This is a genomic window from Arthrobacter sp. zg-Y919, from assembly GCF_030142045.1.
Lineage (GTDB): Bacteria > Actinomycetota > Actinomycetes > Actinomycetales > Micrococcaceae > Arthrobacter_B.
Genome location: NZ_CP126242.1, coordinates 1,719,369 through 1,738,185, shown reverse-complemented (window position 1 = coordinate 1,738,185; position 18,817 = coordinate 1,719,369). Strand labels below are relative to the sequence as shown.

General features: G+C 64.6%; 20 protein-coding genes and 1 pseudogene. 16 read left to right on the top strand and 5 right to left on the bottom strand.

Translation table 11 applies throughout. The annotated features are described in order from the left end of the window. Nucleotides 1-4: 4 nt before the first annotated feature. From QNO10_RS08175 to QNO10_RS08165, 3 genes and pseudogenes are all read right to left on the bottom strand, one after another. Nucleotides 5-412 carry a YciI family protein gene (locus QNO10_RS08175; RefSeq protein WP_229947916.1) on the bottom strand — a complete coding sequence of 136 codons (408 nt, stop codon included), beginning with the start codon at nt 410-412 and terminating at the stop codon, nt 5-7. Between the two features lie 210 nt (nt 413-622). Further along, a pseudogene (locus tag QNO10_RS08170) lies at nt 623-860 on the bottom strand (helix-turn-helix domain-containing protein); the annotation flags it as partial. A 130-nt stretch (nt 861-990) separates the two neighbouring features. After that, nucleotides 991-2,811 carry a DUF262 domain-containing protein gene (locus tag QNO10_RS08165; RefSeq protein ID WP_229947918.1) on the bottom strand — a complete coding sequence of 607 codons (1,821 nt, stop codon included), beginning with the start codon at nt 2,809-2,811 and terminating at the stop codon, nt 991-993. Nucleotides 2,812-3,249: 438 nt separating this feature from the next. On the opposite strand from QNO10_RS08165, the gene QNO10_RS08160 reads away from it, so the two are divergent. The 5 genes from QNO10_RS08160 to QNO10_RS08140 all read left to right on the top strand — a co-directional run bounded on the left by QNO10_RS08160 (nt 3,250) and on the right by QNO10_RS08140 (nt 6,260). Continuing rightward, nucleotides 3,250-3,513 (top strand): phosphoribosyl-ATP diphosphatase, encoded by a 264-nt coding sequence (locus QNO10_RS08160; protein WP_152218540.1) that lies wholly within the window; start codon nt 3,250-3,252, stop codon nt 3,511-3,513. Nucleotides 3,514-3,608: 95 nt separating this feature from the next. Then, nucleotides 3,609-4,451, top strand: coding sequence for an ATP phosphoribosyltransferase (hisG, locus tag QNO10_RS08155; protein ID WP_229947920.1), 843 nt, complete (start codon nt 3,609-3,611; stop codon nt 4,449-4,451). Between the two features lie 12 nt (nt 4,452-4,463). Then, nucleotides 4,464-5,234 (top strand): imidazole glycerol phosphate synthase subunit HisF, encoded by a 771-nt coding sequence (gene hisF, locus QNO10_RS08150; RefSeq protein WP_229947922.1) that lies wholly within the window; start codon nt 4,464-4,466, stop codon nt 5,232-5,234. Between the two features lie 115 nt (nt 5,235-5,349). Continuing rightward, nucleotides 5,350-5,835: a GNAT family N-acetyltransferase gene (locus tag QNO10_RS08145; RefSeq protein ID WP_229947925.1), complete on the top strand. Its 486-nt coding sequence runs from the start codon at nt 5,350-5,352 to the stop codon at nt 5,833-5,835. Nucleotides 5,836-5,879: 44 nt separating this feature from the next. Continuing rightward, nucleotides 5,880-6,260: a VOC family protein gene (locus QNO10_RS08140; protein WP_229947927.1), complete on the top strand. Its 381-nt coding sequence runs from the start codon at nt 5,880-5,882 to the stop codon at nt 6,258-6,260. Nucleotides 6,261-6,322: 62 nt separating this feature from the next. On the opposite strand, the gene QNO10_RS08135 is transcribed toward QNO10_RS08140, so the two are convergent. Beyond that, nucleotides 6,323-6,817 carry a hypothetical protein gene (locus QNO10_RS08135; protein ID WP_229947929.1) on the bottom strand — a complete coding sequence of 165 codons (495 nt, stop codon included), beginning with the start codon at nt 6,815-6,817 and terminating at the stop codon, nt 6,323-6,325. 131 nt (nt 6,818-6,948) lie between these two features. On the opposite strand from QNO10_RS08135, the gene QNO10_RS08130 reads away from it, so the two are divergent. The 3 genes from QNO10_RS08130 to QNO10_RS08120 all read left to right on the top strand — a co-directional run bounded on the left by QNO10_RS08130 (nt 6,949) and on the right by QNO10_RS08120 (nt 10,552). Beyond that, on the top strand, nt 6,949-8,142 hold the full coding sequence (locus QNO10_RS08130; RefSeq protein ID WP_229947933.1) for an MFS transporter: 1,194 nt from the start codon (nt 6,949-6,951) through the stop codon (nt 8,140-8,142). Between the two features lie 113 nt (nt 8,143-8,255). After that, a complete protein-coding gene (locus QNO10_RS08125; RefSeq protein ID WP_229947935.1) occupies nt 8,256-9,296 on the top strand; it encodes an NAD(P)-dependent alcohol dehydrogenase in 1,041 nt (346 codons plus the stop codon). A gap of 236 nt (nt 9,297-9,532) precedes the next feature. Then, nucleotides 9,533-10,552: a DUF808 domain-containing protein gene (locus tag QNO10_RS08120; RefSeq protein ID WP_229947937.1), complete on the top strand. Its 1,020-nt coding sequence runs from the start codon at nt 9,533-9,535 to the stop codon at nt 10,550-10,552. A 203-nt stretch (nt 10,553-10,755) separates the two neighbouring features. Here the strand turns inward: QNO10_RS08120 and QNO10_RS08115 are convergent, their stop codons facing one another. Continuing rightward, a complete protein-coding gene (locus QNO10_RS08115) occupies nt 10,756-11,400 on the bottom strand; it encodes a TIGR03085 family metal-binding protein (protein ID WP_229948005.1) in 645 nt (214 codons plus the stop codon). Nucleotides 11,401-11,500: 100 nt separating this feature from the next. Here QNO10_RS08115 and hisI point away from each other — a divergent pair, with 100 nt between their 5' ends. From hisI to lgt, 8 genes are all read left to right on the top strand, one after another. Then, nucleotides 11,501-11,881, top strand: coding sequence for a phosphoribosyl-AMP cyclohydrolase (hisI, locus tag QNO10_RS08110; protein ID WP_229947938.1), 381 nt, complete (start codon nt 11,501-11,503; stop codon nt 11,879-11,881). Between the two features lie 40 nt (nt 11,882-11,921). Then, nucleotides 11,922-13,523 carry an anthranilate synthase component I gene (locus tag QNO10_RS08105; protein ID WP_229947939.1) on the top strand — a complete coding sequence of 534 codons (1,602 nt, stop codon included), beginning with the start codon at nt 11,922-11,924 and terminating at the stop codon, nt 13,521-13,523. Beyond that, nucleotides 13,520-14,215, top strand: a complete 696-nt coding sequence (locus tag QNO10_RS08100) for a Trp biosynthesis-associated membrane protein (RefSeq protein WP_229947940.1) — start codon at nt 13,520-13,522, stop codon at nt 14,213-14,215. The genes QNO10_RS08105 and QNO10_RS08100 overlap by 4 nt, the downstream gene beginning before the upstream one ends. Before the next feature lie 110 nt (nt 14,216-14,325). Beyond that, on the top strand, nt 14,326-14,616 hold the full coding sequence (locus QNO10_RS08095) for an HGxxPAAW family protein (protein ID WP_229947941.1): 291 nt from the start codon (nt 14,326-14,328) through the stop codon (nt 14,614-14,616). Continuing rightward, nucleotides 14,617-15,453 (top strand): indole-3-glycerol phosphate synthase TrpC, encoded by an 837-nt coding sequence (gene trpC, locus QNO10_RS08090; RefSeq protein ID WP_229947942.1) that lies wholly within the window; start codon nt 14,617-14,619, stop codon nt 15,451-15,453. It begins immediately after the preceding gene. A 65-nt stretch (nt 15,454-15,518) separates the two neighbouring features. Further along, nucleotides 15,519-16,877 (top strand): tryptophan synthase subunit beta, encoded by a 1,359-nt coding sequence (gene trpB, locus QNO10_RS08085; protein ID WP_229947943.1) that lies wholly within the window; start codon nt 15,519-15,521, stop codon nt 16,875-16,877. Further along, a complete protein-coding gene (gene trpA / locus QNO10_RS08080) occupies nt 16,874-17,683 on the top strand; it encodes a tryptophan synthase subunit alpha (protein WP_229947945.1) in 810 nt (269 codons plus the stop codon). The genes trpB and trpA overlap by 4 nt, the downstream gene beginning before the upstream one ends. Then, a complete protein-coding gene (lgt, locus tag QNO10_RS08075; protein ID WP_229947947.1) occupies nt 17,680-18,714 on the top strand; it encodes a prolipoprotein diacylglyceryl transferase in 1,035 nt (344 codons plus the stop codon). The genes trpA and lgt overlap by 4 nt, the downstream gene beginning before the upstream one ends. Nucleotides 18,715-18,817: the final 103 nt, after the last annotated feature.

Sequence of the window (18,817 nt, the reverse complement as noted above, 5' to 3'; positions counted from 1 at the left end):
GAGGTTATTCCGTGATCGTGACGGGCGCGGCTAGGAACGGACGGACCTCGATCCACTCGTGCAGCGGCTTCCCGCCGGCGGCCGGCGCGGCGGACAGTTCTCCGGCCAGGGCGACGGCGCGGTCATAGTCGTCCACGTCGATGGCGAACCAGCCCGCGATCAGGTCCTTGGTTTCGGCGAACGGTCCGTCAGTCACCGGGGGCCGGCCCTCGCCGTCGTACCGCACGAAGGCTCCTTCGGGGGAGAGCGCCTGGCCCTCGACGTATTCGCCGTTGGCCTGCAGACGTTCGGCGAAGTCCGTCATGAACTGCATGTGGGCTGTGACTTCGTCCGGTGTCCACTGGTCCATCGGGACGTTGTTGAGCGCTTCCGGTGCGCCGCGGTAATGCTTGAGCAATAGATACTTCGCCATGACGGTCTCCCTTGTTCTCCTGCAACTGTTCCCCCACGACACGGCCATTGTGGCTGTGTCACTGCTGGGACGGAACGGGGGTGGGGATTTCGACATGGACGGGACAACTGTAGGAGAGCACGAAGGTGGAATTAGATTAGCCGGCCAACAGGACTAGCTGTATTGACGTAAACGTTAGGGACACGGCCGACTGTCTGCTGACGAACTGGGGATGATCCGCCGTTCAGTCCGGCTGCCGACCCGGCCCGGGCTGCGGGCGGCAGCTGGAAACGGTCTGCCATGCCCGCGGAGCCCAGTTCACGGAACGCGCCGCCCACCGGGCTGCCGTTGTGGCAGAGACCCGGAAGCGTACAGCTGCCCGCCGTAAAGACCCATGGTCTTCCATGACGCAGCGTGCCAGGAACAGATGACCTCGAGCGTGAGTGAATATGGCATTGGTTCGGGACATTGAAGACCTCCGGGTGGTGTGCTCTAGACAAGCTGCACCTCACCCGGAGGTTTTTCTTATGTCGCTGTGCCTCGCCGTGGATGTCACTAAATCCCGCGGTCGGTACAACTAGCTCAGCCTCAGTTATCTATCAAATGGCCCACACCGAACTGATAGCGTGGCGGGCTAAAGACGCAGCGCGGTGAGCGATTGCTTCGTCGCTCAACTCCACGACTCCTGCATCGTCTATCCAGCTCTCCAAAACTGGGTCCTTCAGAGCTGACGCTGTCCGAAGTTTCTCGCGTTTCGCGGCAAAGTTTCCATCCGCTACGTTACCATTGGCGGCGCTGGTTAGCAGGGTCAAATTGCCTATTGAAAAGGCAGGATCATTTATGTTTGCTTCGGCACCCGCCTGAGGGCGGATGTGTTCTATAGTCCAGTCGGACGTTGTTCGCGATCTTGCCACGGTATTGTCGTGCCGTGCGAGTGTTAGAAGTACGTACCTAATAACGTCTTGCCGACCACGCTTCTTTTGGCTTTGGTTGAGTCGAAGCGACGGCGCATAAAAAAGTTTCTCGAACGCAGACGTGAGTTTTACCGCGTCAGGAGTGCTTTCGCGTAAACGTTCAATAAGCCCGTTGATGGCAAGAGTTGCGGTGGCCGTAGAGCGGGCTCTCTCCAGCTGAACAGCAAATGTATTATATCTCTGTCTCGTCCCGCCGGTGGAGGAGCTCGATGCTAACTGCGTAAACTGGAAATGAAAGTTTTCGATTGCCCGCAGAGTATTTATAAGGCTCTTTCTGGATATGAAACGTGTGGAGTCGTATACTCTGATGAGTGCCATTACGGCTGAGTTAGCTACCGACACATTAAATACGTTTAATGCAACAAGACTGTCTTGCACCGCGGGAATCGATAAGGCGCTCCGAGTGCCGCGAACTTCGGCAGGAAAGTTTACGCTATTTCCTTCAAGGAACGTGAATGTCCGAGCGTCGACTTCCAGCTCGCTCAAATATGTCAGATGCTTCTCGGGGTCAGTTTTAAGTATGTTTCGGAGAGACTTATAGAGTTCATTTTGTCGAACGGCCTCCCGGCGCGAGTTCCACGACTGCCATATGAAGCTATCCGCAGCGTCAATTGCAGAGTCCGTTGCTACCACGTGGTTCATGATCGATTCCCAGCGTTGAACAACGTTATTTCGATCCTGTCGGTTTGTACTGATGCCTCTAACGAGATCGTTCTTTACCAAATCCCGGAGTTGAAGATCAGCCCCCCGCGTATTTAGGGTTTCGAAGATAAGAAACGCATCTTCTTCCTTCTGAAGCTCGACTTGAATGAGCCTGGCCCTCAGAATGCTACTCCGTATTTCAGTTAGACGATCAAGCGCATCCTGTTCTGTCTCTGCTTCGGTCAGCGACTCTCCAATTTTCTGCTCAAAGAAGGCGCGCGCCTGTCCAATCCGGCGTGCACTTTCGTCCCATTGGGCATTCGACGGGATCGTATTTGGCTTCTGAATCACGTCCCAGAACATTGATTCGGGGCGGATTACGATCGCGAACTCTTCACCATAATCGTCTTCGGCAACCAGGTAGCGCTGCGATGCGGTCGCAAGGTTCTTAGCCATACGTTGAGTTGAATTAGTAGAGCCTTTATTGTCAGTGATACCTTCAGCCATAGCATCCAAAGCGTCCCGAACCACCGAAAGAGCAATGGCGCTGGTTGTGAGGCGTTGCTGTCCGTCGATTAGCGAGTAAGTGTCACGGAACAGGTCTCTTTTCGTTGAAACCCAGGTGACGATTGTTCCGAAGAATAAGTCCCCTCGAGCGCCTATAACGTCTGTCCAGTAATCCTGTAGCTGTTCTTTTTCCCAAGAGTACGGGCGCTGGAATTTAGGGACCTCGTATATACAATCGCTGAAACAGTCCTGGAAAGTCTTGGCCCCGACTACGATTTTTGGCAGTTCAGTATTCAAGAAACCGGTTCCCCTTGTTTATCGATGCGCCTTACATGCTCTTCATTGCTTATCTAGATAATGCATTAAGCTAAGCATGTTTCGTGTCTCATTCTGGTAGAGCGTACAACATCACATGAACAAATCCGAGCAACGGGGAGCATTGGCGTCGTTTGAAGGTTGTGTTACTTGCAAGCGAACTTTTGCGGCTGGGTGACGGTGACATGCGTGGACTCGAAGTGGGATCATTTATGCCGGTATGGCGCAGATTCGGAACCTAAGACGTTCACGCTTCTCGCGCAATCCCTATGTTTGGCAATGAAGTATGTCTGCATCGTTCCAAGGGCGGCGGGGGAGCATTGTTGTCTTGGTGTGTCCGCAGCATGACGCCGCTTCCCACTTGTCACACCCCACCCCACGATTCCGCCCCAACCAGCCCCACAGCGTACCCTTGGCACTGTGAAAACCTTCGAAGACCTCTTTGCCGAGCTGAGCCAGAAAGTTCAGGACCGCCCCGCCGGGTCACGCACCGTGGCCGAATTCGAGTCGGGCGTGCATGGCATCGGTAAGAAGGTTGTTGAGGAGGCCGCCGAAGTGTGGATGGCCGCCGAATACGAATCCGATGCCGAATGCGCCGAAGAAATTTCCCAGCTGCTGTACCACCTCCAGGTCCTGATGCTCGCTAAAGGCCTGACCCTGCAGGACGTCTACAAGCATCTCTAGCCGCGCGCTGATCTTCAGCGTGTGGCCCGCCGGTCGAACCACTCCCTATGCAGTGACCAACTTGCAGTGACGAACTTCCAGCGAAAGATGCTCCCATGCTCCGTGTAGCCGTACCCAACAAGGGTGCCCTGTCCGAATCCGCCTCCGCCATGCTCAACGAGGCGGGCTACCGCCAGCGCCGCGACACGCGCGAACTGGTCATGGTGGACCCCGATAACGACGTCGAATTCTTCTTCCTCCGCCCCCGCGACATCGCCGTGTACGTGGGCGCTGGAACGCTCGACGTCGGCATCACCGGCCGCGACCTGTTCCTGGACGCGCAGGTGGACGCCGAAGAACTGATGAACCTCGGCTTCGGTGCCTCCACCTTCCGTTTCGCCGGCCCGGTGGGGGACTTCTCCTCCATCGACCAGCTCGAAGGCAAGCGCCTGGCCACCAGCTACGACGGCCTGCTGCGCTCCTACCTGTCCGACCGCGGCATCAACGCCTCCGTGGTCCGACTTGACGGTGCCGTGGAATCCTCCGTGCGCCTCGGCGTCGCGGACGCGATTGCCGACGTCGTCGAAACCGGCACCACCCTGCGGGCCGCCGGGATGGAAATCTTCGGCGAACCGATCCTGAAGTCGGAGGCCGTACTGATCGGCCGCAAGGGTGCCAGCCCCGCCGGCGTCGACGTGCTGATCCGCCGACTGCGCGGTGTCCTGGTCGCGCGGCAGTACGTGATGATGGACTACGACGTCCGCAAGGACCTCGTGGACGAGGCCGCCGCGCTGACACCTGGCCTGGAATCGCCCACCGTCTCTCCGCTGCAGAACAGCGACTGGGTGGCAGTGCGTTCCATGATCAAGAAGTCGGACACCAATCGGATCATGGACGAGCTCTACGACATCGGCGCCCGCGCCATCCTGGTCAGCAGCATCCACGCCTGCCGGATCTAGGGGAGACACGCCATGAGTGTTGCCATCCGCGTCATCCCCTGCCTGGACGTCGACGCCGGCCGGGTGGTCAAGGGGATCAACTTCGAAGGCCTGCGCGACGCCGGCGATCCGGTGGAGCTCGCCCACCGGTATGACCGTGCCGGCGCCGACGAACTGACCTTCCTCGACGTCACCGCCTCCTCCGGCAACCGCGACACCACGTTCGAAGTCGTTGCCCGCACCGCCGAAGAGGTCTTCATTCCGCTGACCGTCGGCGGGGGAGTGCGCTCCATCGCGGACGTGGACCGGCTGCTGCGCTACGGCGCGGACAAGGCCTCGATCAACACCGCCGCCGTCGCCCGCCCCGACGTGATTGACGAAATCACCCGGCACTTCGGTTCGCAGGTGCTGACGCTCTCCGTGGACGCGAGGCGCACGCACGACGGCGCCACGCCGTCGGGCTTCGAGGTCACCACCCACGGCGGGCGCACCGGCACCGGGATCGACGCCGTCGCCTGGGCGAAGGAAGCCGCCGACCGCGGCGTGGGGGAGATTCTGCTGAACTCGATCGACGCCGACGGCACCCGTGAGGGCTTCGACATTGAGATGATCCGGGCCGTCCGTGCTGCTGTGGACGTGCCGCTGATCGCCTCGGGCGGAGCCGGCAAGCCGGAGCACTTCCCGGCCGCCGTGATCGCCGGGGCCGACGCCGTCCTGGCCGCGTCCGTGTTCCACTTCGGCCCGGACGACGCGATCCACCAGGTCAAGCAGGCCATCCGCGACGCGGGGTTCGACGTCCGCTAGCGGTTCCCGGAACCGCTCCGAGCGGTTCCGAACCTTGCGACTGCAGGCGGAAGACGGGCGTCAGCGCGCCCCGTCTTCCACTGTGAGCGCGGATGAATGTGGCATGCTCACGTCCATGACTACGCCAACACACCTTCGGCTCGCCGACGTAAGCGATCTGCCGTTCATCCTCCGCCAGGAGCGCGAGTACATGGAGACCATCGAGCCGCATGCGCTCCAGGGGTGGCTGACAGTTCTCGACCAGAACCTCGAACTCTGGATCGACTGCCTTCCCTACACGCTCTTCTGTGTTGACGCCGATGGGCACCCGCTCGGGTACGTGATGGGAAGGGTCGATGGTGACACCGCAACCCTGGTCTCGATCAGTGTCCTCGACAGCCACCGCCGCCAAGGACTCGGACGGCTGCTCCTGGATGCGTTCGAGCAGAGAATCAGCTCAAGCGGAGCCCGCGCGGTGGAACTCGGCGTCTACCGAAGCAACCAGGCACGCCTGCTCTACCAGGGCTCGGGCTATGAAACCACGGGCCAGGACGGCGAATATGTGCTGTTCAGCAAGATGCTCAGCCCTGCCGAAGGGGATCAGCGGGTATTGCTGGGGTGACGCATAAGCGATTGGACGGGTCAACCGTCCGCCAGCATTCCCCCATGATGAACATCGTCTGGTGGGAAGTCGAGACCGAAGCACCCGAGAAGTTCATGTCGTTCCATTGCGATCTCCAAGGTTGGACGTTCGCCCCCGCTTTCGAGGATTCAGAGCTCGACGCGAGCTACTGGATCATCAGAAGTGGCGAGTCGGGAATTGGCGGTCTTCAGCGCGCAGCCGCAGGAACAGTGCCTTCGGCCGGAACCCGGGTCTACTTCGAAACTGATGACCTCGAAGGCTTCCTCTCACGCGTCCGAGAGCTCGGTGGCCAAGTCGAACGAAGCAGAACTGATCTCGGCGGCGATGACCGCTGGTTCGCAACGTTCCATGATTCATGTGGGGTGTCCTTCGGCATATGGACTGATAGAGCCCCCAACGAGTAACAGCACCGCCGTGACACCATGCTGGCCGAGGCTCAACGACACCCCAGCAACGCCAATGGCACCTAACCGCGGGCCTGGACGAGGTTAGCGAAGGGCAGCCTGCCGTATAAACGGACAAACTCCGCCTGGTACTTTGCGAGGGCCGGGTTGAGCGCGTCGGGCGGCAGTTCCTTCCACGCCACCAGAAGATCCTCTGCATCGAGCAGCTGCCAGATCAGCCGGCCCTCCCAGTGCCCCGGCGGCTTTCCCCTGCCGAAGTCCACGAATTCGGAGATCTGCCGTCGCAGACCGCGGTTGCCCTGGCTGCCGGCGCTGGCCTTACCGAGAAACAGCACGTCGGCATCGTCCACCCACTCGGCGGCGAGCTCATCCCGGGAGAGGGTTGGCTTCTTCTTTTTGAACACCCCGGCCGTGCTTTCCTTGAGGAACCGCGGTTCGAACCCCTCGGGCCGCAGCACGGCGAAAATGCCCTGACGCTGCGGGATCCGGTTGATATCCAGACCGTCGATGGGCCGGAAACCGGTGAAGCCGTCATCCTTGAGTGATTTCTTGTTCAACGGGTTCGGGTTCCTTGCATCTAAGTGGGGCGGGTGCCCACCAATGATATCCGGGCGCCCGGCTGTCGCACTCGGTAACTTTCGCGTTCAAGGGCCACAATGGTCCCTGTTGCTTCTCGAAAGGAAAACGCGTGCGCTCCACCGCCGGCCCCGGCCTGCTGTTTGTCCTGGTCTGCGCCATGGGCGCCGGCCCGGTGATGAACTACGGGCTCTCCGCCACCAGCACGCTGATCATGGCGGACCTGGGGATCAGCGAGGCGCAGTTCGGCCTGCTCGCCGCCACCTGCTTCGCGGGCGCCGCGGTGGCGTCCATGTGGCTGGGACGGCTGAGCGACCGCATCAGCACCCGGTCCCAGCTGCTGCTCATCTTCGGCGGCACAGCCCTGGCCCTGTGCTGCACGGCCCTGTCCGGGAACTACCTGTGGCTGCTGGCCGCCGTCCTGCTCTCGGGTCCGGCCCAGGCCATCTCCAATCCCACCACCAACCGGATCATCATCAACGCGGTGGAACCGGGCAAACGGCCCGGCTGGATGGGCGTCAAGCAGTCCGGGGTGCAGGCCAGCCAGCTGTTTTCCAGCCTCTTCTTCCCGGCAGCCGCCCTGGTCGCCGGGTGGCGCGGAGCCGCCGTCGGCGCGGCCCTCGTCCTGGGCCTGCTGCTCGCCTACGCGTGGCACCGGCTTCCCGCCGAACCACGGCTCCCGGCAGCGGAAAAACCCCGCGGATCCGTGGACCGGAAGTTCCCCGCCCCGGTCTGGCTGCTGGCAGCCTTCGCCCTGTTTTCCGGAGCCGGCATGCAGGCCACCAACGTCTACCTGCCGCTGTTCGCCCAGCGGGAGATCGGCTTCTCACTGCTGATGGGCGGCGCCACCGCGGCGGCAGCCGGCGTCGTCGGCGTGGGTTCGCGGGTGCTCTGGGGACGACGGATGGCCGACGGCGTCCGCGCCTCCACGCTGCTGCTCATCCTGGCTGCCGGTGCGGTCTGCGGTGCGGCACTGCTCCTTGCCGCCGGACAGACCGGGGTGCCCGCGCTGCTGTGGGCCGGCGTCGTCTTCCACGGCGCCTCCGTGCTGGGCGTGAACGTGGTGGTGATGGCCGGAGTGCTCCGGGAGGTGCCCCGGGAACGGGTGGGCGCAGCGTCCGGAGCGGTATCGCTGGGCATGTACTCCGGGTTCGCGCTGGGGCCGCTGGCCATGGGCCTGCTGCTGCAGTACTCCGGCGGCTTCCTGGCGGGGTGGCTGTGCATCGGCGCGGCCTACCTGGCCTGCGGAGTGATCGGCGTCATCTACCGGCGGCTGGGCACCCGGCCCGCCCCGGTGGCGGGCTAGCCGGGGCCCCTTCCGCCGCCGTCGTCGCCCCCGTCAGGAAATAAACGACGCCGGTGCCGCCTTGTACTGGAAGCGCCGCCCTACGGCACTGTTCCCCCACAGCTTGGAGATTTATGACCACCGCACGCGCTTACGCAGCCACCTCCGCCACCGATCCGCTGGTTCCCACCACGATCGAACGCCGCGAGGTCGGCCCGCATGACGTCCTCATCGATATTGCCTACGCCGGTGTCTGCCACTCGGACATCCACACCGTCCGCGGCGAATGGGGACCCATTGCGTACCCGCAGGTTGTCGGCCACGAAATCGTGGGCACCGTTGCAGAGGTCGGCACCGACGTCACCACCCACAAGGTCGGCGACCGCGTAGGTGTGGGCTGCATGGTCAACTCCTGCGGCGAATGCGAAAACTGCCAGGCGGGTATGGAGAACTACTGCCTGAACGGCAACGTCGGCACCTACGCCAGCAAGGACCGCGACGGCACCATCACGCAGGGCGGCTACGCCACCTCCGTAGTGGTTAATGACGGCTTCGTGCTCCGCGTTCCGGAGAGCATCCCGTATGAAGCAGCTGCTCCGCTGCTCTGCGCCGGCATCACCACCTACTCGCCCCTCGCACACTGGAATGCGGGACCGGGCAAGCGGGTCGCCGTCGTCGGCATGGGCGGACTCGGCCACATGGCCGTGAAGATCGCCGTGGCCATGGGCGCCGAGGTCACTGTGCTGTCCCAGACGCTGAGCAAGCAGGAAGACGGCCTGCGTTTCGGTGCCGAGCACTACTACGCCACCAGCGACGAGAGCACCTTCGAGAAGCTCGCGAACACCTTCGACCTGATCATCAACACGGTCAGCGCGCCGATCGACCTGCAGCAGTACCTGTCGCTGCTGCGCCTGGACGGCACCATGGTCAGCGTGGGTGCCCCGCCCGAGGCCCTGCCGATCTCCGTCTTCACCCTGATGAGCAAGCGGCGCTCCTACGCTGCCTCCAACATCGGCGGTATCCGCGAAACGCAGGAAATGCTGGACTTCTGCGCCGAACACGATATTGCTCCGGAGATTGAGCTGATCAAGGCCGAGGACATCAACACCGCCTACGAGCGCGTGCTGAAGTCCGACGTCCGCTACCGGTTCGTCATTGACGCGGCGACTATCTAATCCGTTAGTTGACAGTAGAGGCGCCCCTCCGTTTGGCGGGGCGTTTTCTGCGTTAAAGCAGAGCCAGGTTTGGTGCGAGCAACGGGGGTGCTGTCCCGGAGGAAACACCATCCGTGCAAAGCCGGCGTAAACCGCCGTCGTCACTGCCCGCTTATAATTGGGCACATGCCAATTCTGCGCCTGAGGGGCGCCCTCCGTGAGCACCTGCCCGTCCCACACCAGCATGGAGCCGCACTGTGAGCGGCGGGCTCGTCGCCCTGCTGGACGACGTCGCTGCGCTGGCGCGCATAGCCGCCGCCTCGGTGGACGACATCGCGGCGGGCGCCGCGAAAGCGGGAGCCAAGGCCGCCGGCGTCGTCATCGATGATGCCGCCGTAACCCCGCAGTACGTCTCCGGTGCCGACCCGTCCCGTGAACTGCCGATGATCAAACGCATCTTCTGGGGTTCGCTCCGGAACAAGCTGCTGATCATCCTGCCGGCACTGCTGCTGATCAGTGCCTTCATTCCGGGAGTGATCCCGTTCATTCTTATGCTGGGCGGCACGTACCTCTGCTACGAGGGCGCGGAGAAGGTCTGGCACAAGTTCTTCGGCCACCACGAGGACAAGGAGGCGCCGGCGGTAGAGCGGGGGCCCGACGCCGAGTCCAAGGTGGTCAAGGGAGCCATCACCACCGACTTCATCCTGTCCTGCGAGATCATGGTCATCTCTATGAACGAGGTGGGTGATGCGTCCATCTGGGTCCGGGCGGCCATCCTCGTGGTCGTGGCCATTGCCATCACCATCCTCGTGTACGGGGCTGTGGGGTTGATCGTCAAAATGGACGACATCGGCCTGCATCTCGCCAGGAAGGAATCGGCAGGCTCCCAGCGCCTCGGCGGACTGCTGGTGAAGGGCATGCCCGCCGTGCTGACAGCCATCACCTTGGTCGGAACCGTCGCCATGCTGTGGGTGGGCGGCCACATCATGCTCGTCGGTGTCTCCGACCTCGGCTGGCACGCACCGTACGACCTGGTCCACGCCCTTGAACATCCGGTAGCCGGTATTGCTGTTGTGGGCGGTTTCCTCGGCTGGCTCGTCAACACGCTCTGCTCGGCAGTGGTGGGACTGGCGTGGGGGCTGGTTGTTATGGCCGTTCTGCACCCGCTGAAGAAGGTCCTGCCGTTCGGCAAGAAGGACGGACATGAAGACGGTGAGGCCAGGGCGGCAGCAGCCGGGCACGGTTCGGGGAAACCCGACGTCGACCCCGCGGGCTAACCCCGGACTTCGCTACCGGTTCGTCATTGATGCGGCGACTATCTAATTCTTAGCTGTCCACTACAAAGGGCGCTTCACCGTTTGGTGGGGCGCCCTTTGTTGTTGCGGGGTCTTCCCGGATCCGGGCTACAGCCCAGGCAACGGGCCCGGGAAGCAGGAAGGGCGCCCCGCAAAGCGGAACGCCCTTCCAAAAGAGAGAAAACCTAAAGCCCGATCTCGGCGCTTTCCAGCAGCGCGACGGCGTCCGGCTGGCCCTCGTACATCACCAGGGCATGCTTGGTGCGGCCGTGGGCGTGCAGCAGCAGCTCGCAGGGTTCGCCGACAATGGCGACCGAGACCGGAGCGCGCTTGGCCACATGCCGGGGGCCGTCCGGCCGGACCAGCACAATGCCCAGGTCCACGCCGCGGTACAGGATGGCCGCACGCTTGATCAGCTCGGCCCACAACGCATCGGAGTAGTCGGAATCCAGCGCCCGCGGAGCCCAGCGGTCCGAGGCCCGGCGGATGTCCTCGGTGTGCACAAAGTACTCACTGAGGTTGGCGCTGTTGTCCACCTGTTTCAGGTGCATGGGGGAGAAGCGGGGCGGACCGGCACGGAACGCGCGGACCAGCTTGTTGTAGCTTTCCGTGGTGGACGCTTTCTGCGCCAACTCCGCCAGGGCCTTGTCCGTTCGGGAGGCCAGCGGCTTGATGAACGTGCCGAGGGCAGCACCCATCCGGTGCTCGCGCAGGTACAGGTGAGCTGCGAGCTCCTTGGTCTGCCACCCCTCGCAAAGCGTGGGCGCATGGGGTCCGGCTGCGAGTAACGTTTCGGCCAGGACTTCACGGGACGGTTCTACATAATGCATCACTGCTGAAACTAGCACGGAACCCCCTGTTTTTGCGGTCCAACAGCCCGAAATCACACGAGCGGATGCGACTTAGCGCCGGGCAGTAGAATCGGTAGCGATGCTTCCCACACCTTCCCCCCAGAATCCGCACCTCGATCCCGAGCTTGCCGCCTCGCTCAAGCGCGACGACGCCGGGCTGGTGGCCGCCGTCGTCCAGCAGTACGACACCAATGAGGTGCTGATGCTCGGGTGGATGGACGATGAAGCCCTGCACCGTACCCTGACCACGGGCCGGGTGACCTTCTGGTCCCGCTCACGGCAGGAATACTGGCGTAAGGGGGACACCTCCGGGCACGTGCAGTGGGTGAAGTCCGTGGCGGTGGACTGCGACGGCGACGCCCTGCTGGTCCGCGTCGACCAGGTAGGCGCGGCCTGCCATACCGGCACCCGGACCTGCTTCGATGGCCGCGACCTGGCCGCCGTCGTCGGCGCCGAGTGAAAATCCACCCTCCAACCCGCAGGGGAGAAGCAGGACGAACATGCAGGATCTAGGAAGCATCCGCCCCGGCCTCGACGAGTTCCGGGCCCTCGCGGCCGACCGCCGGGTGATCCCCGTACGCCTCACCGTGCTGGCTGACGCCCACACGCCCATCGGCATTTACCGCAAGCTCACCAACGGCGAGCCCGGCACCTTCCTGATGGAGTCGGCGGCGTCCGGCGGCGTCTGGTCCCGCTACTCCTTTATCGGTGCCCGGTCCCGGGCCACCTTGACCACGCTCGACGGGCAGGCGCACTGGCTCGGCTCCCCGCCTGTCGGTGTGCCGCTGGACGGCAGCCCGGTGGAGGCGCTGTCCCGCACGGTGGACCTGCTGGCCACCGAACGGTTCGAGGAGCTGCCCCCGTTCACCTCCGGGATGGTCGGCTTTGTCGGCTGGGAAACGGTCCGGCACTGGGAGAAGCTGCCCAACCCGCCCGCCGATGACCTGGACCTGCCCGAGATCGCCATGAACCTGGTTTCCGACATGGCCATCCACGACAACAGCGACGGCACCGTCACCCTCGTGGCCAACGCCATCAACTTCGACGGCTCCGATGAGCGCGTGGATGAGGCCTGGCACGACGCCGTCGCCCGCGTCCGCTCGATGCTCGGCCGGCTCGCCGCCCCCACGCCTCAGGCTGTTTCCGTGCTGGCCCCGGGCACCACTGTCGACGTTTCCGCCAACGTGAAGGAAAGCTGGCCCAAGCCCGAATACACCCGCGCCGTCCAGCGCGGCAAGCAGGCGATCGTGGACGGCGAGGTGTTCCAGGTGGTCATCTCCCGGCGCTTCGAGGCCGAATGCCGGGCCGAAGCACTGGACGTCTACCGGATACTGCGCACCACCAATCCGAGCCCATACATGTACCTCTTCAACTTCGAGGACGCGCACGGCAACCCGTTCAACGTGGTCGGCTCCTCCCCGGAGGCCCTCGTGACCGTCACCGGCCGCGACGTGATCACGCACCCGATTGCCGGCTCCCGTCCGCGCGGCAAGACCTCCGAACTGGACCGGGCGCTGGCCGAGGAGCTGCTGAAGGATGAAAAGGAACGGGCCGAGCACCTGATGCTGGTGGACCTGGCCCGCAACGACCTCTCCAAGGTCTGCCGGCCCGGCAGCATCGACGTCACCCAGTTCATGGAGGTGGAGCGCTTCAGCCACATCATGCACCTGGTCTCCACCGTCGTCGGCCGGCTGGCGGACGCCGCCACGGCCTATGACGTGCTGGCCGCAACGTTCCCTGCCGGCACGCTCTCCGGCGCCCCGAAGCCCCGTGCCCTGCGCCTGCTTGACGAGGTGGAACCGCACCGCCGCGGCATTTACGGCGGGGTAGTGGGCTACCTCGACTTTGCCGGCGACATGGACATGGCCATCGCCATCCGGTCCGCCCTGCTGCGTGACGGCAAGGCCTATGTCCAGGCCGGCGGCGGCATCGTCAATGATTCAGACCTCGAAGCCGAGGCGCAGGAAACCGTCAACAAGGCGGCCGCACCGCTGCGCGCAGCCCTCCTCGCCGCAGCCTTGGAGACAGTCACCGCGGCCGGCACCACCACCGCGGGCACCACCAACGACGCCGGCACCACCCCACAGGAAGCAGACAAGTGAGCACCACCACCCCCCGCTGGGGCCGCAAGGCAACAGTCATCATGGGGACCGTCCTGCTGGCGGCCCTGGCCTTCGGCACCACCACCCGCACCTGGCTGAACGTCACCCTGCCCGCCGCGACCGTGGCAACCCCGGACGTCGCCGTCTCCGGCAGCGATGCCGCCACCGCCGTCACCGCGTTTGCCGTGGTGGGCGTGGCCGCCGCCCTGGCCGCTGCCATCGCCGGGCGTATTGCCCGCTGGATCATCGCCGTCATCATCGTGGTGGCCGGCGTCGGCGTTGCTACCGCCAGCTACCGGATCATCAGCGACCCGCTCCAGGGAGCCGCCGGGGCCATCGGCAAGGCCATCGGCGTCAGCTCTGCGGAAGGCACCGTGGCCGAACTGACCCCCATGCCCTACGCCGCCCTGGTAGCCGGCATACTGATCGCCCTCGCCGGTATCTGGCTTGCGCTGGCAGGGAGGTACTGGACGACGTCGCGCCGCTACGCTCCGACCGCCGAGGCCGGCACGCCGGACTCCGACTCCAGTGACGCCGGAACCTCCGACGCCGGAACCCCCGGCACTGCCGCAGCGACCGGCACCGCAGGCACCACGGATGCCGGCAAGAAGCCGGCAGCAGGCCCCCCGATTGACGAAATCGACAGCTGGGACCGGTTGACCCGCGGCGAAGATCCCACCGACCACAAGTAGGTTCACCCACAAAGCCAGCACATTCCGCCGAACACCCGGCGCAATATGTGAAAGGGTTTCCGTCCAGTAATGGCAGAATGGAAACCAGATTCGTTAAGAGGAGATTCACCATGAGCACAAACACCGAACAGCACCTGGAAGCCGGCCAGGAAAACGAGGGCGAAAGCCACGCCAGCATCCATGATGAAACCATCGGGCACGGCAACACCCCCGCAGCCTGGACCTGCGTGCTGATTATGATTGTCGGCGCCGCAGTGTCTTCCGTTGCCTACGTTATGGCCAGCTACATCGGCTTCTTTGCCGGCATTGCCGTGATGCTGATCGGCCTGCTGGTCGGCTTCATCATGCGCAAGGCAGGCTACGGCGTCAACGGATCGAAGCTGAAGAACAGCAGCCACTGAGTGAGCGTTCTCGACGACATCATTGCCGGCGTCCGGGAGGATCTCTCCGAACGCCGGCAAAGTGTGTCGTTTGAGCAGGTCCGCCAGCAGGCGCAGCAGGCACCGGCACCGCTCGACGCCTATGCGGCGCTGGGTGGAACCGCTAAGGTGCGCACCGGGCTGGGCGTGATCGCCGAGGTCAAGCGCAGCAGCCCCTCCAAGGGGGAACTCGCCGACATCGCCGACCCCGCCTCCCTTGCAGCCGCCTATGCACGCGGGGGAGCCGCCGTCATCAGCGTCCTCACCGAACAGCGCCGGTTTAAGGGGTCCCTGGCGGACCTCGACGCCGTCCGCGCCGCCGTGGACATCCCCGTGCTCCGCAAGGACTTCACCGTTGACGAGTACCAGATCTGGGAAGCACGTGCCCACGGCGCCGACCTGATCCTGCTCATCGCCGCGGCACTGGACGACGGACAGCTGCGCCGGTTCCTGGACCTCACGCATGACCTGGGCATGAATGCCCTCGTAGAGACGCACACCGCCGAAGAAGTGGACCGGGCAGTTGCCCTGGGCGCACGCATCATCGGCATCAACGTCCGCAACCTCAAGACGCTCGACGTCGACCGCTCGGTTTTCGCTTCGCTTGCCGGCGGCATTCCCGCAGGCCCCGTGGTGGTTGCCGAATCCGGTGTCCGCGACGCCGCCGACGTCGAGCATTACGCCTCGCACGGAGCCAACGCCGTACTTGTGGGCGAGGCCCTCGTGAAGCACGCTTCCCCGGCTGAAACCATCGGCGAGTTCACCGCCGTCGGCGCCAAGGCGATTGCCGCCCGCGCACGGCACAACGGCGCAGGCTGACCTCCAGCACACTCCCTGCCCGGGCAGGAACGGCCCGGGCTCAAGCAGGACAGGACACAAAGCCCATGATCGGCAAGTCGGAACAGGCACAGGCAGCCGGTGCTGCCGCGGAAACCGGAAGCGGCAGCGTCACCGAGGCGTTCCTGAACGGGGGAGACGCCTCCCTGCGGCACGCCGCCGGTCCGTACTTCGGCGAATACGGCGGCCGGTGGATGCCCGAGTCCCTGATCGCGGCACTGGACGAGCTGGAAGACACTTTCGAGAAGGCCAAGGCCGATCCTGAGTTCACTGCCCAGGTGGCCGACCTCAACAAGAACTACTCCGGCCGCCCGTCCCTGCTGACCGAGGCCAAGCGCTTCTCCGAGCACGCGGGAGGAGTGCGGATCTTCCTCAAGCGGGAAGACCTCAACCACACCGGCTCGCACAAGATCAACAACGTCCTGGGCCAGGCCCTGCTGGCCAAGCGCATGGGCAAGACCCGCGTAATTGCCGAGACCGGCGCCGGCCAGCACGGCGTGGCCAGCGCCACCGCCGCGGCCCTGCTCGGACTGGAATGCGTGGTCTACATGGGCGCCGAAGACTGCCGCCGGCAGGCCCTCAACGTCGCCCGGATGGAACTGCTCGGCGCAAAGGTCATCCCGGTGACCAACGGTTCGCAGACACTCAAGGACGCCATCAACGAGGCGCTGCGGGACTGGGTGGCCAACGTGGACAACACCCACTACCTGCTCGGCACCGCCGCCGGCGCCCACCCGTTCCCGGCCATGGTCCGCTACTTCCATGAAGTGATCGGCGAAGAGGCCCGCGCGCAGATGCTGGACCAGGCCGGCCGGCTGCCCGACGCAGTCTGTGCCTGCATCGGCGGCGGCTCCAACGCCATCGGCATCTTCCACGGCTTCCTGGACGATCCGTCTGTGAAGATCTACGGCTTCGAGGCCGGCGGCGACGGCGTCGAAACCGGCCGCCACGCAGCCACCATCACCCTGGGCCGGCCCGGCGTGCTGCACGGCGCCCGGTCCTACCTGATGCAGGACGACGACGGCCAGACCATCGAGTCGCATTCCATCTCCGCAGGCCTGGACTACCCCGGCGTCGGTCCCGAGCACGCGCATCTGGCGGACATCGGCCGGGTCAGCTACGAGCCGATCACCGACGCGGAAGCGATGGACGCCTTCCAGCTGTTGTGCCGCACCGAAGGCATCATCCCCGCGATCGAGTCCGCCCACGCCCTTGCCGGTGCCATCAAGGTGGGGCAGCGGATGGCCGCCGAGGCCGGCCCCGACGGAAATGTTTCCGGGAGGATCGTGCTGGTGAACCTCTCCGGACGCGGCGACAAGGACGTGGCAACCGCCGCCGAATGGTTCAACCTGCTGGACGAGCGTTCAGCCGAAGCCGAGATCGGCAAAGAAGGGGAACAGCTGTGAGCACCGAGGGACCGCAGAGCAAGTCCGCGGCCGCCATTGACCGTGCGGCCGCCGAAGGCCGTGCCGCGCTGATCGGCTACCTGCCCGCCGGATACCCCACCGTCGAAGCCACCATCGCCGCCGGCATCGCCCTGGCGGAAAACGGTGCGGACCTGATCGAAATCGGCATCCCGTATTCCGACCCGGTGATGGACGGCGCCGTGATCCAGGCCGCCACCACCCAGGCCCTCGCGGACGGCTTCCGCGTGGCCCAGGTGTTCGACGTCGTCGCCGGCATCACCGCCGCCACCGACGCAGCTGTACTCGTCATGACCTACTGGAACCCCGTGGTGCGGATGGGCGTGGACGAATTCTCCGGCCGCCTGGCCGAAGCCGGGGGAGCCGGACTGATCACCCCGGACCTGGTTCCGGATGAAGCCTCCGAATGGCTGGAGGCCTCCGACAAGTACGGCCTGGACCGCGTGTTCCTCGTGGCTCCGTCCTCCACCCCGGCCCGGATGAAGAGCACCGTCGCCGCGAGCCGCGGCTTCGTCTACGCCGTGTCGATCATGGGCGTCACCGGTGCCCGGGACAGCGTCAGTGACGCCGCCCAGGACGTGGTCAGCTCCGCCCGTGCCGCCGGCGCGGAGCGGGTCTGCGTCGGGCTGGGAGTCTCGCGCGCCGAACACGTCCGCGAGATCGGCGCCTACGCCGACGGTGTTATCGTGGGGACCGCCCTGGTGGCGGCCCTGCGCGACGGCGGCACGGACGCCGTCGCCGCCCTTACCCGTGACCTGAGTTCCGGAACACCGAAAGCCAGCAAATGAACCTGATCCCGGTGCCTGCGAGCATCCCCAGCCCGTCCGCCGATTTCAGCAGTTTCTCGCTGGGTCCGCTGACCATCCACGCGTACGCGCTGTGCATCCTGGCAGGCATTGTGCTGGCCCTGTGGCTCACCGCCCGGCGCTGGAAGGCCCGCGGCCTGGACGCGGACGCGGTCTGGGACATTTCCATCTGGGCCATCCCGTTCGGCATCATCGGCGGCCGGCTCTACCACGTCATCTCCTCACCCGACGCGTACTTCGGTGCGGACGGTGACCTGTCCCTGATTCCGCAGATCTGGCGCGGCGGCCTGGGAATCTGGGGCGCGGTGGCCCTCGGTGCCGTGGGCGCCTGGATCGGCTGCCGCCGTGCAGGCATCAAGCTCTCCACCTTCGCCGACGCCGGTGCCCCCGGTTTGCTCCTGGCCCAGGCCGTGGGCCGCTGGGGCAACTGGTTCAACCAGGAACTCTTCGGCTCCGAGACGGACCAACCCTGGGGCCTGGAAATCGACGCGGACAACGCGAACTTCCCCGAAGGCGCCGCCCCCGGAACCACCTTCCACCCCACATTCCTCTACGAGTCGCTGTGGAACCTCGCCGGCGTCGCCCTGCTCCTGCTCCTGGACCGCCGGTTCCGGCTCCGCGGCGGGCGCCTGTTCTGGATCTACGCCGCGTACTACACCGCCGGCCGGCTCTGGATCGAGCTGCTGCGCATTGACGACGCCGAAATGATTACGCTGCTCGGCGTCACACAACGCCTCAATGTGTGGACCAGCCTGCTGATCCTGGTTGCCTCCGTGGCGATCTTCATTTACCTGACTTTGAAGGCCCGCAAGGGCGGGGAGGGTTCGCTTTACCTCCCGGGCCACGAACCCGCACCGGAAAGCGGTATTACCACCGCGGATAACAAGAACGAAACACAAGCCGGAAATGCGGAATCTGCATCAACTGAACGCCCGGTGCGTGCTAATCTCGCAGAGACAAAAACCGGGGATTCCGTCCCCGACCGGTCCAAACACAACGGACCCTCTGCCTGACCCTCCGGGTTACCCTCCCGGCGCTGCAGGCAGGGCCACATAGGCGTGGCGCCAGGCAGCTGCAGCACCGGGACACCCCTCCGGAAAGCGGCGGTTAACGGCA

Coding starts and splice junctions, on each gene's coding strand:
- QNO10_RS08115 (WP_229948005.1), bottom strand. CDS start 11,400: ATGCATTATGTAGAACCGTCCCGTGAAGTCCTGGCCGAAACGTTACTC.
- hisF (WP_229947922.1), top strand. CDS start 4,464: ATGAGTGTTGCCATCCGCGTCATCCCCTGCCTGGACGTCGACGCCGGC.
- QNO10_RS08140 (WP_229947927.1), top strand. CDS start 5,880: ATGATGAACATCGTCTGGTGGGAAGTCGAGACCGAAGCACCCGAGAAG.
- QNO10_RS08175 (WP_229947916.1), bottom strand. CDS start 412: ATGGCGAAGTATCTATTGCTCAAGCATTACCGCGGCGCACCGGAAGCG.
- QNO10_RS08095 (WP_229947941.1), top strand. CDS start 14,326: ATGAGCACAAACACCGAACAGCACCTGGAAGCCGGCCAGGAAAACGAG.
- trpB (WP_229947943.1), top strand. CDS start 15,519: ATGATCGGCAAGTCGGAACAGGCACAGGCAGCCGGTGCTGCCGCGGAA.
- QNO10_RS08145 (WP_229947925.1), top strand. CDS start 5,350: ATGACTACGCCAACACACCTTCGGCTCGCCGACGTAAGCGATCTGCCG.
- hisI (WP_229947938.1), top strand. CDS start 11,501: ATGCTTCCCACACCTTCCCCCCAGAATCCGCACCTCGATCCCGAGCTT.
- hisG (WP_229947920.1), top strand. CDS start 3,609: ATGCTCCGTGTAGCCGTACCCAACAAGGGTGCCCTGTCCGAATCCGCC.
- QNO10_RS08105 (WP_229947939.1), top strand. CDS start 11,922: ATGCAGGATCTAGGAAGCATCCGCCCCGGCCTCGACGAGTTCCGGGCC.
- lgt (WP_229947947.1), top strand. CDS start 17,680: ATGAACCTGATCCCGGTGCCTGCGAGCATCCCCAGCCCGTCCGCCGAT.
- QNO10_RS08125 (WP_229947935.1), top strand. CDS start 8,256: ATGACCACCGCACGCGCTTACGCAGCCACCTCCGCCACCGATCCGCTG.